The sequence below is a fragment of the Amycolatopsis sp. genome, assembly GCF_036008905.1.
Lineage (GTDB): Bacteria > Actinomycetota > Actinomycetes > Mycobacteriales > Pseudonocardiaceae > Amycolatopsis.
In genome coordinates this window covers 95,250-109,267 of the sequence record NZ_DASYMU010000225.1, presented here as the reverse complement: position 1 = coordinate 109,267, position 14,018 = coordinate 95,250, and the positions used below count along the sequence as shown (strand labels likewise).

The window sequence follows — 14,018 nt, the reverse complement described above, 5'->3', positions numbered from 1 at the left end:
CAGGCGGAACCCCACGTCTACCGCTGGATGGCCTTGATCTCGAAGAACTCGTCCAACCCGAACCGGCCCAGCTCGCGCCCGTTGCCCGACTGCTTGTAGCCACCGAACGGCGCCACCGGGTTGAACGCTCCACCGTTGACAGTGACCTGACCGGCGCGGATCCGCTTCGCGACGGCTGTCGCGTGCTCGACGTCGCCCGCCCAAACACCCGCCGCGAGGCCATAAGCCGTGTCGTTGGCGATCTCGACAGCCTCGTCTTCGGTTTCGTAAGTCAGCACGGCGAGCACCGGCCCGAAGATCTCCTCACGCGCGATCGTCATGTCCGAGGTGACATCGGCGAAAACCGTGGGACGGACGTAGAAACCGGTCCCCATGCCGTCGGGAGCTTCCGAGCCCCCGGTGACGAGGGTCGCGCCCTCGGCGACGCCCTTGTCGATGTACCCGCGCACCCTGTCGCGCTGCACCGCGGAAACCATCGGCCCGAGCCGCGTCGACGCGTCGAGCGGATCGCCCGCGATGAACTTCTCGGCGACGCCCTTGAGCAGCGCCACCACTTCGTCGCGCTGGTCGCGGTGCACGATCATCCTGGTGAGCGCGGTGCAGGTCTGGCCACCGTTGAGATAAGCGTTGTTGACCCCGGCTTTGACGGCCGTCGCGAGGTCGGCGTCCGGCAGGATCACGTTCGGCGACTTGCCGCCGAGTTCGAGCGTGACCCGCTTGACCGTCGGCGCCGCGACTTCCGAAACCCGGGAACCCGCGCGAGCGGAACCGGTGAACGACACCATGTCGACGTCCGGGTGCGCGGCGATGGCCTCGCCGACGACCGGGCCCAGACCGCTGACCATGTTGAAAACCCCGGCGGGCACGCCGACTTCCTCGACGATCTCGGCGAACAGGTACGCGGCCAGCGGCGCGACCTCGCTCGGCTTGAGCACGATGGTGCAGCCGGCGGCGAGCGCTGGCGCGACCTTCGCGACGATCTGGTGCAGCGGGTAGTTCCACGGCGTGATCGCGCCGACGACCCCGATCGGCTCGCGCAGGATCAGCGAGTTGCCGACCTCTTCGGCCAGCTGCGGCACGACGGCGGGATCGGCGAAACTCGCCGACACCATCATCGGCGCTCCGACCTGCACCTGCTGCGCGATCTTGAGCGGGCAGCCCATGTCCTTGGAGATGGTTTCGGCGATCTCGGGCAGCCGTTCCTTCAGCTTCGCGGAGATCGCGCCGATGTACGCGCAGCGCTGCTCGACCGGCGTCGCGGCCCACGCCGGGAAAGCGCGCCGCGCGGCGATGACAGCGGCGTCGACGTCTTCGGCGGTACCCGCGGGAACGCGGTCGATGACTTCCTCGGTCGCCGGGTTGACCACGTCCAGCGTTTCGGCGGAGGTGGAGGCGATCCATTTGCCGTCTAGATAAAGAACATCACGCATCGAACGAACACTCCCTCTGACCGGCGACACTGCCCGACACAACTACTGTCTTTCTACACGCCCGAGGTTCCTTTGCGTTGATACGCGAGGAGTAACTGTTTCTCGGCGTCACGGAGATAACGGTCCAGCGCCTGCTCGGCGAGGTCGAACCGCTTACGCTCCAGGTGTTTCACGATCTTGTGGTGCCGCGCGATGTAGGGCTCGAAGAACCCGCGCGTGTTTTCGGTCAGCACGAAGAACAGCCGTGTCTCGGCGAGTACCTGACGCATCGTCGTGCTGACCCGCTCGCTGGCGGCGAGGTCCGCGACACCTTGGTGGAAGCCCATACTCGCCGTCCCCACGGCGATCCAGTCCTGTAGCGCGGCGGCTTCGCGGCCGTCGGCGACACTTTGTTCGACCGCGGTGAGGTCCAGCTCCATCAGCTCGGCGGCCCGGCGCACCGCGCCGCATTCGACGAGCCGCCGGACAGCGTAGAGGTCGCCGATGTCGTCCGCGGTCAGCTCCCGCACGAAAACCCCGCGGTTCAGCTCGTGGATCGCGAGGCGTTCATGCGCCAGCAGCTGGAATGATTCGCGCAGCGTGTTGCGCGAGACCCCGAGCGCGGTGCTGATCGCGGGTTCGGAAAGCTTTGTCCCCGGCAGGAAAACGCCTTCGGTGATGCGCTGGCGCAGGATCCCCGCGACCCGTTCCGCGGTACCACTGCGTTCCAGCAGATGTCTGTCTTCCTGCAGCGCCTCGGCGGCGTCCTGAGTAGACATGGCCGCTACCGCACGCCGAGTTCGAAGTCCAAGCTATAGCGGTTACCGGGCATCGCGCCGGCCGACTTCGCGCCGTCGATCGGCAGCACGATCCCGCTGATGAACCGGGATTCGTCACTGGCGAGGAAAACTACGGCCTTCGCGACTTCCCACGCCTCGCCGACCCGCGCCGCCGGGGTGCTCGCGACGAGCTGGTGCTGCTTGGCCTCGAAGTCTTCTGGCGACGCCAGCGTGCTGCGCAGCATGTCCGTGTCGATCGCGCCGGGGTTGACGGTGTTGACCCGGATCCCCTGGTGCGCGTGCGCGACGGCGAGCGACTTCATCATGCCGACCAGCGCGTGCTTGGTGGCGTTGTAGACCGGGTCGCCGGGGCGGCCCATCACCCCGCCGTTGGACGACGTCGTGATGATGCTGCCCGCCTTGCGATCGATCATGTGCGGCAGCACCGCGCGGGTGCCGAGGAACGCGGCCCGCACGTTGAGCGCGAAGATGTGGTCGAACTCGTCGAGGGTGGTGTCCGCCAGCGATTTCCCGAGGTGGATGCCGACGTTGTTGAACAGCACGTCGATCCGGCCGGCCTTGGTCAGCACTTCGAGCACGAACTGGCTGACCTGGAGCTCATCGGTCGCGTCGACGATGGTGTGCGTGTAGTTGACGTAGTCGAGCTTCTCGGCGGGCTCGCGGATGTCACTCGCGAACACCGTGGCGCCCTCGGCGAGGAACTCCTTCACCGTAGCGAGGCCGATCCCCCGCGCTCCGCCGAAAACCACCGCGACCTTGTCGTCCAACCGGCCCATTACTGTCCCTTTCCCCTCAACGACTGTGTCGCTTTTCCTTTTTTCCTCAACGACAATGTGGCCCGCTCGTCAACGCGGTAATCCTCCGGCAGCCGGACGAGCGCGTCCGCCTTGCCGGTGTACTGAATCTCGACGCCGTACCGCGTGCGAGCGGCCTCGATCGACACGTATCCGTCGACCACGTCCGCGAGCACCGCGCCCACCGCCCGCTCGTGCGGATCGCCGTAACCGCCCGCTCCCGGCAGGACGACGTCGACGACGTCAGATCCTCTCAGTGTCACGCGAGTTTTGCCCGGTAGATCGCCTCCCTGGGTGAGCCCGAATCTGCCGACGGTTCCTTCGCCACCGCCGTCCACGCCCGATGCCGGTCTGCGCGTGCGGTCGATGTTGCCGTTGACGCTCCACGAGATCTCCCCGCGCGCGGCCATCGTGGTGGACTGGCCGAGCCCGCCGCGCTGACGCCCGGCCCCACCGGAGTCGACGCGCAGCACCCGCTCCCGCTGGACCAGCGGTGCCATCGTCTCGATCACTTCGGTCGGCGTCGAGCGCAGGCCGCTCGGGAAACCGGTCGTGTTCAGCCCGTCCTTGGTGGCACGGGCGCCGATCCCGCCGGTCTGGAACACGTTGAGCATGAACTCCCGGCCGCCCGCGTCGGCCCCGCGCCAGATCGTCATCCACAACGCGTCGGCGCTGTGGGCCGATCCGTTGCCGGGCAGGGCTTCGTGCAACGCACTGAGCAGGAGCGACGGCAGGAAGTGCCCGATGAGATGCCGCGAGGCGACCGGCGCCGGAGGATCGCAGTTGAGCACGGAACCCGCGGGCGCGGTGACGTGGACCGGGCGGAACGAGCCCGCGTTATGCGGCACCTCGGGCGAAATCGCCGCTTTGATCGCGAAAGAGGCATACGCCCGGGTGTAGTTGAGGACGACGTTGATCCCGCGGCGGCTTTGCGGTGACGAGCCCGCGAAGTCGACGTGGATGTCCTCACCCGCGATCGTGACCTTCGCCTTGAGCACGATGTCTTCGTCGGTCGCCAGTTCGCTGGTGTAGACGCCGTCGGGCAGGTTGGCCAGCGCGTCCCGCAGGGCGCGCTCGGACCGGTTCATGATCTCGGCGGCGACCGGGTCGATCGAGTCGAGCCCGAATTCGTCCAGCAGCCGCACCAAACTCGCCGCGCCGACCTCGTTGCCGGTGACCTGCGCGTAGAGGTCGCCGATCGTCTCTTCGGGCGTGCGGACGTTCGCGCGGATCAGGAGTTCGAGATCAGCGTTGACCTCGCCCGCGCGGAGGAACTTCATGATCGGCAGGCGCAGGCCCTCTTCGAAGACCTCGTTGGCTTCCGCCGACACCAGCCGTCCGCCGATGTCCGGCGCGTGGCAGCAGGACGCGAACCACGCGACCAGCGTGCCGCGCAGGAAAACCGGGGTGGCCACGGTGATGTCGTTGATCTGCCCGGCCGTCTGCCACGGGTCGTTGGTGAGCAGCACGTCCCCGGGTTCGAGCTTCTCGGGCGGATACGCGGCGACGAAATGATGCATCCCGGTCGCCATCGCGTTGATGTGACCGGGAGTGCCGCCGACGGACTGGCCGATCATCTCGCCATGGGAGTCGAACACCGAGCACGCCAGGTCCAGCGATTCCCGGACCACCGAAGAAAACGCGGTGTTGACGAGCGCGTTCTGCTGTTCGGCGAGGATCGACCGCAGCCGGTTGCCGATGACGCCGACCAGAATCGGATCGGCGCCGGATGCCGCCTCCGCGGGAAAGAATGCGTCGGCGGTCATACCGTCACCACCAGGCTGGAGTCCTCACGCACAACACAGGAAGCGCCCGGCGGGACGACCACAGTGGACTCACGTTCTTCCACAATGGCCGGACCGCCGACGCGCACGCCCGGCTTCAGCCGATACCGGTCGAACACCGCGGTGTCGACAAATCCACCCGCGACAGAGAAGTACGCGGACCTGGAACCCTTACGCGCCTCACCTTCGGCGTCCCCGGTCTTGAGCCGCAACGCCACCTCGGGCACCGGACCGGAGGAAACGACCCGCCAGTTCAGGACCTCGACCGACACATCCGGTCCGCTGCGTTGGTACAGCGCCCGATAAGTCGTGCCGAAATCGTCGATCAGTGCGTCAGGCCAGTTCGCCGCACCGACCGTCACCGGTACGCGGATCTCGTAGCCCTGCCCGGAATACCGCATCTCGGCGACCCGGCCGTGGGTGATCTCCGAACCGTCCACTCCGGACGCTTTGAGCAGCTCCGTGCCTTCGAGTTCCATCTCGGCGAAGAGCGCGTCGACCTGTTCCCAGGTCAGGTCCAGCACATTCGCGCGCGCCGAACGCACGAAGTCGAACGCCAGCGGCGCGGTCAGGAACCCGACCGCGCTCATCACCCCGGCGGCCGGAGGCGCGACGACCCGCGGTGCGCCCAGAGCTCGCGCGACCCCGGCACCATGCACGGGACCCGCCCCGCCAAAAGTGAACAGTGGCAGCTTCGCCGGGTTCTTGCCACGCTCGACGGCGTGCACCCTGGCCGCGTTCGCCATGTCCTCGTTGACGCTGGCATGGATCCCGTACGCCGCTTCCTCGACGCTGACGCCCAACGGCTCGGCGATGCGGACCCGGATGGCTTCACGGGCCGCGTCGGCGTCCAAAGCCATTGTGCCGCCGAGGAAGTAGCCCGGGTCGAGGTAACCGAGCACGAGATCCGCGTCGGTGACCGTGGGCTCGGTGCCGCCCCGGCCATAGCACGCGGGACCAGGCTCGGAGCCCGCGGAATCGGGACCGACGGTGAGCAGGCCGAGCGAGTCGATCCGCGCGATCGACCCACCGCCGACGCCGATCTCGATCATGTCCGTCACCGGGACCTTCACCGGCAACCCGGACCCGGGCAGCAGCCGGTACTTCCGGTCGACCTCGAACTCGTGGGTCACCAGCGGGGCGCCGCCGGTGATCATGCACAGTTTCGCCGTGGTACCGCCCATGTCGAACGCGAGCAGGTCGGTCTCCCCTGACGCCGAACCGAACGCGGCCGCGGCGAGCGCGCCCCCAGCCGGTCCGGATTCCAGGATGCGGATCGGGTACCGGGCGGCGGTGTCCACAGTGGCTATTCCGCCGTTGGACAACATGATGTGCGGCGGCGGAACAACTCCCGTGCGATGCAGGCGGCGTTCGAGGTCACGCAGGTAGCGCTCGGTGAGATCCTGGACGTAGACGTTGGCGACCGTCGTGGACATCCGCTCGAACTCGCGGATCTCGGGAACGACCTCGGACGAGACCGCGATCCGCAGGCCGACGCTTCGCAGGATCTCGGCGGCTCGGCGTTCGTGCGCGGGATTCGTGAACGCGTGCAGGAAACAGATCGCGACAGCTTCGATCCCGCGCTCGGCGAGTTCGCGGCCCAGCCGTTCGACGTAGCCCTCGTCCAGCGGGGTGCTCACGGAACCATCGGCGAGAATCCGCTCCGGCACGTCGAAGCGCAAGTGCCGGGGCACCAACGGCGTCGGCAGCTCGATGAGCAGGTCGTAGAGCTCGTACCGATGTTCGCGGCGCATCTCCAGGACGTCGGAAAACCCGGCCGTCGCCAGCAAAGCCGTCCGCGATCCCTTGCGCTCGATCAACGCGTTGGTGACCAGCGTCGTCCCGTGCACCAGCTGCTCGACGTCCTCAGTGGACAGTCCGGTGGCACGCAGCGTGTCGACCAGCACGACCTCCACCGCGCGGGCGGGCTCGTCATGCGTCGTCAGCACTTTGCCGACGGCGACGACCCCGGTCTCGTCCAGCACGCAAAGGTCGGTGAACGTGCCACCGATATCGACTCCGACGCGGAGCCCGCTCACGTCCGATACCAGCGCGGGGAGGTGTTCACCGGCGGCGTGAGCTTCGCGCGCACCACGAGCACGTTCGGCTCGTCGGCGTCGATGAACTCGCTCAGCAGCCGCCGGAACGCGCGCCCGAACCCGGACACCCGCTCCGCGTGAACACCGAAAGACCTTGCCAGGCCGACGAAATCGGGGCTGTCGAGGTCGACCCCGCGATGCGGCAGGTTCTCCCGATCCTGGTCGTAGCGCAGCATTCCGTAGCCACCGTCGTCGACGACGACCACGGTGACCGGCAGTTCCTCCTGCGCGAGCGTGGCGAGATCCCCGCAGCCGTAAAGGAATCCGCCGTCACCGCTGATGCAGATCGTGCGCCCCTGCCCGGCCGCCGCGACGCCGAGCGACGCGGGGAAGCCGTAGCCGAGCGTGCCCCAGCCCATCGGATAGGCGAGCTTGCCGGGCGACGGGACGCGGTGGAACCCGCCGACCCAATAACCCGCGACGCACATGTCGGCGACGATCGCGGAATTCTTCGGGACCACTTCTTCGAGCGTCGACAGGAGATCCGCGGCCTGCGGCTCCTCTTCGCGGACGCGGTGGCGGAGCTTGTCGCCGATCTTCTTCAGCCGCACACTCAGGTCGTGCAGTCCCGGGCGTTCGGGCACGACCAGCGCTTCGACGGTGTCGCGGGCGTCGCCGAGCAGCATGATGTCGGGCGGGTAGTTCTTGGCCGCGTCGAGCGCGTCGACGTTGATCGCGATGAGTTTCGGCGGCTGCGGCATGGCCCAGTTCTGGGTCATCAGGCCGTCGAAGTCGGTGCCGACGGCGAGCACGACGTCGGCCTCGTCCCAGAGCGCGCCGACCTCGGGCGCGTGGACGGGGTTCGGCGCCAGGCACGGATGGTCGGGCGGCAGCAGCCCGCGGGCGGCGAACGTGGTGATCACGGGCGCGGCGAGCTTCTCCGCCAGCAAGCCGATGGCGGGCCCGGCGCCCGAGCGCAGCGCGCCACCGCCGGCCCAGATCAGCGGCCGCTTCGCGCCGATCAGGAGACGCTCGGCCTCCAACGTGTCTGGCAGCGCCAAAGCCGGCGGCGCCGCCGGCTTACGCCGATGGGTCGCGGCCGGCTCCTTGAGGAAGTCGGTCGGAATGCCCAGGTAGACCGGGCCGGTCTGCGGCCGCATCGCGAGCTCCGCGGCCTCACGGACGGTCGTCGCGATCTCGTCGGCGCTGATGACGGTGAAGCCGCCCTTGGTGACCGGGGTGAACATCGCCTGCTGGTCGGACGTCTCGTGCAGCACGCCCCGGACCACACCCGGCCGCCGCAGCGTCGACGGGATGTCCGTGGCGATGATCAGGATCGGCGCGCCGGACGCCTTCGCCTCACCGGCCGCGGCGAGCGTGTTGGCCGCGCCGGGCCCGGTGGTCACGATCGCGACGCCGAGCTTGCCCGTGGTGCGGGCATAACCGTCCGCCGCGTAACCGGCCGTCTGTTCGTGACGGACGCCGATGACGCGGATGTCCGTATGTGCCAAGGCTTCCCAGATCGGGAGGTTGTGCACACCGGGAAGGCCGAAGACGACCTCGACCCCGAGAGCCGTCAGAGTGTCGGCGAGATGCTGGGCACCAGTGGGTTTGGGCACCGGGCGAGGGTAGTGGATCGTTGAACGATCCAGCAACCACCATCGCGCTCACCTGCCATGGTGGCACTTCAGGGCGTTAAGTGACCGTCAGGTGTAGAGCTTCTTCGCGTACGCCGGGCCGTAGTAGCGCTCCAAGTCCTCCACGGACTGCTCCGGCGACTCCAGCGTCTGCGCGATACATGCCCGCGACGGCACATCACCGGAGTCCCAGGTCTCCGGCTTCCACAGCGACGAACGCAGGAACGCTTTGGAGCAGTGGTGGAAAATCTCCTCGATCTCCACCAGCAGCGCGAGTTTCGGGCGATGCCCCTTGACGACCATGTCGTCGAAGAACGGCGCGTCGCGCAGGAGCCGGGCGCGGCCGTTGATGCGCAAGGTGTCGCCGCGGCCGGGGATCAGGTAGAGGAGCCCGACGTGCGGGTTCGTCAGCACGTTGAGGAACCCGTCCAGACGCCTGTTCCCGGGTCGCTCCGGGATGGCGATCGTGGTGTCGTCGAGTACCAGGGTGGCCCCGGCGGGATCGCCCTTCGGCGAGACGTCGCAGGTGCCGTCCGCGGCGGCCGTCGCGACCAGGCAGAAGGGCGACGCGGCGAGCCACTGGCGGTCCAGCTCGTGGAGCCGCGGGCGCGCCTTGTTCGCCGCGCGCGCCATCGGCTCGGGGACCAGCTCCCGCAGCTCGGCTTCCGAAGTGACTTCCACCAGCTCGGCACTATCCACCCAAACCACCCCTCAAGGTTCCGGCGAGAGGTCTGGACCAGCGAAAACCGGTCAGCCGCCCCGCGTCGATCGCACAACCAAACGTAGCAGTGTGAGTAGACTCACGCCCCCAGCGTGAAAAGTCTCGGCAACGCCGCCGTAGCACGGAAGGTGGTCTTCGATGCCCTTGATGCCGGTGACCGACTCGATGTTCCTCCTCGTGGAATCACGCGAACATCCCATGCACGTCGGCGGGCTTCAGCTGTTCAAGAAACCCGACGGAGCCGGCCCGGACTACCTGCGGGACGTCCGCCGCAACCTGCTCGACAGCGACAACATGCGTTCGGTCTTCCGCCGCCGCCCGGCCAGGCCGGTGAACACCCTCGGTCACGTCGCCTGGACGACCGACGCGAATCTCGAGCTCGACTACCATTTCCGCCACTCCGCGCTGCCCCAGCCGGGCCGGATCCGCGAGCTGCTCGAGCTGACATCGCGGTGGCACGGCACGCTGCTGGACCGCCACCGGCCGCTCTGGGAGATCCACCTCATCGAGGGCCTGCAAGACAACCGGTTCGCGATGTACACCAAGGTCCATCACTCCCTTATGGACGGCGTCTCGGCACTGCGGCAGCTGCAGGGCACGCTCAGCGACGACCCCGCCGACATGGACTGTCCCCCGCCTTGGGGATCTCGCCGCGAGGCGGGCTCCAAGCGTCCGGCGCGGGCGTCCGGTTCCCTGTTCCAGAACGCGCAACGCACGCTCAGCCAGGTCGCCGGACTCGCGCCCGCCGCGGTCAAGGTGGCCAACGAAGCCTTCCGCGAGCACACGCTGACGCTGCCGATGCAGGCTCCGAAGACCATGTTCAACGTGCCGATCGGCGGTGCCAGGCGGTTCGCCGCGCAGTCCTGGTCGCTCGACCGCGTCCGCAAGATCGCCGCGAACGCCGGGATGTCCCGCAACGACGTCGTGCTCGCGATGTGCGCGGGTGCCCTGCGTGACTACCTCATCGAGCACAGCGCGCTGCCCGACGCGCCGATGACGGCGATGGTGCCGGTGTCGCTGCGCCGGAAGACCGACCCCGGCGAGGCCACCGGCAACAACATCGGCGCGTTGCTGTGCAATCTCGCGACCGACAAGACCGACCCCGCCGAACGCCTGACCGCGATCCACCAGTCGATGCGGGACGGTAAGCGACTGTTCTCCGAGCTGACACCGTTGCAGACGCTCGTACTGTCCGCGGTCAACGTCGCCCCGCTCGGTATTTCGCCGATCCCGGGCGTCGTCAAGAACACGCGGCCGCCGTTCAACATCGTCATCTCGAACGTGCCGGGCCCGCGCAAGCAGATGTACTGGAACGGTGCCCAGCTCGACGGCATCTACCCGGCGTCGGTGCTGCTCGACGGCCAGGCGCTCAACATCACGCTGACCAGCAACGGTGACAACCTCGACTTCGGCATCACCGGCTGCCGCCGCAGCGTCCCGCACCTGCAGCGCATCCTGATCCACCTCGACACCGCACTCGCCGAGCTCGAAGCCGCCACCAGGTAAGCGTCCGGGTGTTGCACGTCCTGATTCACCAACATGAACACCGATAGGCAGAGATCTTTACGAATAACGTGCAGACTTCGGTCATACACCTGGCGTTCCGGGGGCGGTCGCTCTTACTGTGACGGTGTTCATACCGAGCTCTCCAGGTGATCGCCTGAGCCGAGGCGACTGATGATCCGAGGAGTACATCATGATCGAAAGCACCCCCACCGAGGTCTGGACCACCCCGGACTTCGTCGAATACGAGGTCCCCATGGAGGTCACCGCTTACGCGGCACGCATGGAGTGACGACCCGGCGGGGGCCGGGCAGAGCCGGTCCCCGCTCTCCGCCAGTTCCCCGGGAGCACAGGAGGCAGTCGTTGTCCACGCCGATGAGCAGCACCGATTTCGTCGCCGCGTTGCGCGGCCTTTCGCACCGCTACTGGGGAACGCACCCGTTCCACCACCGTCTGCACGACGGCGACCTCAGCGAGCACGAGCTGAAGATCTGGGCCGCGAATCGTTACTACTACCAGTGCGTGCTGCCGCAGAAGGACGCGGCGATCATCAGCAACTGCCCACTGCCGGAGATCCGGCGCCAGTGGCTGGACCGGATCGTCTACCACGACGGAACGGCCGCGGGTGACGGCGGAATCGAGCGCTGGCTTCGGCTTTGCACGGCTGTCGGGCTCGACCGCGAAGAGGTTCTCGACGAACGCCACCTCGCACCCGGGGTCCGATTCGCCGTCGACGCCTACGTCACCTTCGCGCGCACCAAGCCGTGGGTCGAGGCGATCGCGTCCGGGCTGACCGAGATGTTCGCCGGTCACCTCATGCAGAAACGCGTCGCCGACATGCTCGCCAACTACTCCTGGATCGCCCGCGACGACCTGGCGTACTTCACGAACCGGATCGACGCGGTGTCCGGCGAGGGCCAGGCGACCGTCGACATCGTCGTCGAGCACTGCGTGACACGCGAGCAGCAGGACAAGGCCATCGCGGCGCTTTCGTTCAAGTGTGACGTGCTGTGGTCCATGTTGGACGCCATCGAGCGTGCGGGAGCCAAGTCATGACCACGATCGGCACCGATTCGGTTCCCCGGCTCCGGCGCGGGGTGCGGCTCACCTACGACAAGGTCCGCGAGACGCATGTTCTCCTGTTCCCGGAAGGGGTTCTGGTCCCCAATCCGACGGCCGCGGCAGTATTGAAACTGTGCGACGGGACCGCGACCGTCGCCGCGGTGACATCGGCGTTGCGGACGCAATACTCGGGCGTGCAGGACCAAGAGATACTGAATGTGTTGGCACGCTTGGAAGAACGGCGGGTCGTCGAATGGAAGTAGCCGCGGAACCGCCCTTGGGCATGCTCGCCGAGCTGACCCATCGCTGCCCGTTGCACTGTCCCTACTGCTCGAACCCACTTGAGCTGATCGCCCGCGACGGCGAGATGTCCACCGAGCAGTGGAAATCCGTCATCACGCAGGCCCGCGAACTCGGCGTGCTGCAGATCCACCTGTCCGGCGGGGAACCGTTGGCCCGCCCCGATCTCCCCGAGCTCGTGCAACACGCGAGCGATCTCGGCTGCTACGTCAATCTTGTGACGTCCGGCCTCGGGCTCACCGAAGCGCGACTGGCGGACCTCGTCGACCGCGGTATCGCGCATATCCAGCTGTCCGTGCAAGCCGCCGACGCGAAGCGCGCGGACCTCATCGCCGGGACCCGGGCGCACGACCACAAGATCGTCGTCGCCGGGATGATCAAAAAGGCCGAGCTGCCGCTGTCGGTGAACGTGGTGCTGCACAAGGAAAACCACGACCAGCTCGCCGGGATCATCGACGTCGCCGAGCGGATGGGCGCGGACAGGCTGGAGTTGGCCAACACGCAGTACTACGGCTGGGCGCTGCGCAACCGCGACGCGCTGATGCCGACGCCCGGGCAACTGGCGGCCGCCGAGCCGATCGTCCGTGCCGCGGCCGAGCGTCTGCGCGAGAAGATGCAGATCATCTACGTGGTCGCGGACTACTACGAGCCGTATCCGAAACCATGCATGTACGGCTGGGGCGCGAGGCAACTCACCGTCGCGCCCGACGGAAACGTGTTGCCCTGTCCCGCCGCGACGGCGATCAAGACGTTGAAACTCGACAACGTCCTCGAGACGTCACTGGCCGACATCTGGTACAAGTCCAGCTCCTTCAACGCTTATCGCGGTGAGGACTGGATGCAGGCGCCCTGCCGAAGCTGCGATCGACGCGGTGTCGACTTCGGTGGCTGCCGCTGTCAGGCGTTCCTGCTGACCGGCGACGCCGCCGCGACCGACCCGGTCTGCTCACGCTCGCCGCAACGCGGCCTCGTCGACGTGATCCTGGCCGCGCCCAAGGGAAATCCGGAACTGGTCATGCGAAAGGCGTCGCGGTGAGAGTGTTGCTGCTGGGCACCGCGGCGGGCGGCGGCTTCCCCCAATGGAACTGCGCCTGCCGACTGTGCAAATCCGGTGCCACGCCACGAAGTCAGGACTGTGTCGCGATCAGTGCGGACGGCAAGGGCTGGTACCTGCTCAACGCGTCACCGGATATCCGCTCGCAAATCCTTTCGACACCAGTGCTCGCCGCGGGTCCGGGTCCGCGGGAAATCCCGATCCTCGGTGGACTCCTGACCGACGCCGAACTCGACCACTCGCTCGGCCTGCTGATGCTGCGCGAAGCGGGCGGCGGCCTGCCGATCCGGGCGCCGGACGCGGTGTTGCACGCGTTGCGGGACTGCTTCGGAATGCGGGAGATCATCGACGGTTACGCGGGCTGGGAGTGGCTACCGATCTCGTCCGGCACGACTCTCGGCAGTCTTATGGTGCAAGTACTTCCGGTGAGCGACAAGCATCCCAAGTACGCCCGATCCTCCACTGTGGATGGACCTTGGGTGGTCGCGTACCGGATCGAAGACCCCGCGACGGGCGGCGTGCTCGTCTACGCGCCTTGTCTCAAGTCGTGGCCGGACGGTTTCGACGAGTTCGTCGAGGGTGCCGACTTGGTGCTCTTGGACGGCACCTTCTACTCGCCGAGCGAGATGTCCGGCGCCACCAGCGCCGGGGTCGCCGACGGCGTGCAGCACGCCATGGGTCACCTCCCGATCGCCGGTGAGCACGGCAGCCTCGCCCGGATCGCCGCGTCGCGCGGCACCACCCGCTGGGCCTACACCCACCTCAACAACACGAACCCGGTTCTCGACGCCACCTCCCCCGAGCACGCCGAAGTCCTCGCCTCCGGCGCCGAACTTCCCCTCGACGGCACCGAGTTCAAGCTCTGACCCCCGAGAACCTCCAAAGGAGTGTTTGGGGGTGTGGCATACTCGAAGA

At 67.5% G+C, this 14,018-nt stretch carries 13 protein-coding genes; 6 read left to right on the top strand and 7 right to left on the bottom strand.

From position 1 onward, the window contains the following. Positions 1-17 precede the first annotated feature (17 nt). From VGP60_RS36805 to VGP60_RS36775, 7 genes are all read right to left on the bottom strand, one after another. Entirely contained in the window at positions 18-1,430 is a 1,413-nt protein-coding gene (locus VGP60_RS36805) for an aldehyde dehydrogenase family protein (protein ID WP_327552822.1), read from the bottom strand. Positions 1,431-1,483: 53 nt separating this feature from the next. Then, entirely contained in the window at positions 1,484-2,188 is a 705-nt protein-coding gene (locus VGP60_RS36800) for a GntR family transcriptional regulator (protein WP_327552821.1), read from the bottom strand. Between the two features lie 5 nt (positions 2,189-2,193). Next, on the bottom strand, positions 2,194-2,985 hold the full coding sequence (locus VGP60_RS36795; protein WP_327552820.1) for an SDR family oxidoreductase: 792 nt from the start codon (positions 2,983-2,985) through the stop codon (positions 2,194-2,196). Then, complete coding sequence (locus VGP60_RS36790) at positions 2,985-4,769, bottom strand: hydantoinase B/oxoprolinase family protein (RefSeq protein WP_327552819.1); 1,785 nt, start codon at positions 4,767-4,769, stop codon at positions 2,985-2,987. The genes VGP60_RS36795 and VGP60_RS36790 overlap by 1 nt, the downstream gene beginning before the upstream one ends. After that, positions 4,766-6,826 (bottom strand): hydantoinase/oxoprolinase family protein, encoded by a 2,061-nt coding sequence (locus VGP60_RS36785; RefSeq protein ID WP_327552818.1) that lies wholly within the window; start codon positions 6,824-6,826, stop codon positions 4,766-4,768. The genes VGP60_RS36790 and VGP60_RS36785 overlap by 4 nt, the downstream gene beginning before the upstream one ends. Next, positions 6,823-8,445 carry a thiamine pyrophosphate-binding protein gene (locus VGP60_RS36780; protein WP_327552817.1) on the bottom strand — a complete coding sequence of 541 codons (1,623 nt, stop codon included), beginning with the start codon at positions 8,443-8,445 and terminating at the stop codon, positions 6,823-6,825. Before VGP60_RS36780 ends, VGP60_RS36785 begins: the two co-directional genes overlap by 4 nt. Positions 8,446-8,532: 87 nt before the next feature. Next, entirely contained in the window at positions 8,533-9,162 is a 630-nt protein-coding gene (locus tag VGP60_RS36775; RefSeq protein ID WP_327552816.1) for a pyridoxamine 5'-phosphate oxidase family protein, read from the bottom strand. 160 nt (positions 9,163-9,322) lie between these two features. On the opposite strand from VGP60_RS36775, the gene VGP60_RS36770 reads away from it, so the two are divergent. From VGP60_RS36770 to pqqB, 6 genes are all read left to right on the top strand, one after another. Then, positions 9,323-10,690 carry a wax ester/triacylglycerol synthase family O-acyltransferase gene (locus VGP60_RS36770; protein WP_327552815.1) on the top strand — a complete coding sequence of 456 codons (1,368 nt, stop codon included), beginning with the start codon at positions 9,323-9,325 and terminating at the stop codon, positions 10,688-10,690. A 190-nt stretch (positions 10,691-10,880) separates the two neighbouring features. Beyond that, a complete protein-coding gene (pqqA, locus tag VGP60_RS36765) occupies positions 10,881-10,979 on the top strand; it encodes a pyrroloquinoline quinone precursor peptide PqqA (protein WP_327552814.1) in 99 nt (32 codons plus the stop codon). Between the two features lie 83 nt (positions 10,980-11,062). Then, positions 11,063-11,743 (top strand): pyrroloquinoline-quinone synthase PqqC, encoded by a 681-nt coding sequence (pqqC, locus tag VGP60_RS36760; RefSeq protein WP_327552844.1) that lies wholly within the window; start codon positions 11,063-11,065, stop codon positions 11,741-11,743. Continuing rightward, positions 11,740-12,012 (top strand): pyrroloquinoline quinone biosynthesis peptide chaperone PqqD, encoded by a 273-nt coding sequence (gene pqqD, locus VGP60_RS36755; protein WP_327552813.1) that lies wholly within the window; start codon positions 11,740-11,742, stop codon positions 12,010-12,012. Before pqqC ends, pqqD begins: the two co-directional genes overlap by 4 nt. Continuing rightward, positions 12,003-13,085: a pyrroloquinoline quinone biosynthesis protein PqqE gene (gene pqqE, locus VGP60_RS36750; protein ID WP_327552812.1), complete on the top strand. Its 1,083-nt coding sequence runs from the start codon at positions 12,003-12,005 to the stop codon at positions 13,083-13,085. Before pqqD ends, pqqE begins: the two co-directional genes overlap by 10 nt. Further along, a complete protein-coding gene (gene pqqB, locus VGP60_RS36745) occupies positions 13,082-13,969 on the top strand; it encodes a pyrroloquinoline quinone biosynthesis protein PqqB (protein ID WP_327552811.1) in 888 nt (295 codons plus the stop codon). The genes pqqE and pqqB overlap by 4 nt, the downstream gene beginning before the upstream one ends. Positions 13,970-14,018: the final 49 nt, after the last annotated feature.

What these genes read in the sequence shown, in the direction of transcription:
- VGP60_RS36805 (WP_327552822.1), bottom strand. Translation starts at nt 1,430, where the DNA reads ATGCGTGATGTTCTTTATCTAGACGGCAAATGGATCGCCTCCACCTCC.
- VGP60_RS36800 (WP_327552821.1), bottom strand. Translation starts at nt 2,188, where the DNA reads ATGTCTACTCAGGACGCCGCCGAGGCGCTGCAGGAAGACAGACATCTG.
- VGP60_RS36795 (WP_327552820.1), bottom strand. Translation starts at nt 2,985, where the DNA reads ATGGGCCGGTTGGACGACAAGGTCGCGGTGGTTTTCGGCGGAGCGCGG.
- VGP60_RS36790 (WP_327552819.1), bottom strand. Translation starts at nt 4,769, where the DNA reads ATGACCGCCGACGCATTCTTTCCCGCGGAGGCGGCATCCGGCGCCGAT.
- VGP60_RS36770 (WP_327552815.1), top strand. Translation starts at nt 9,323, where the DNA reads ATGCCCTTGATGCCGGTGACCGACTCGATGTTCCTCCTCGTGGAATCA.
- pqqA (WP_327552814.1), top strand. Translation starts at nt 10,881, where the DNA reads ATGATCGAAAGCACCCCCACCGAGGTCTGGACCACCCCGGACTTCGTC.
- pqqC (WP_327552844.1), top strand. Translation starts at nt 11,063, where the DNA reads ATGAGCAGCACCGATTTCGTCGCCGCGTTGCGCGGCCTTTCGCACCGC.
- pqqD (WP_327552813.1), top strand. Translation starts at nt 11,740, where the DNA reads ATGACCACGATCGGCACCGATTCGGTTCCCCGGCTCCGGCGCGGGGTG.
- pqqE (WP_327552812.1), top strand. Translation starts at nt 12,003, where the DNA reads ATGGAAGTAGCCGCGGAACCGCCCTTGGGCATGCTCGCCGAGCTGACC.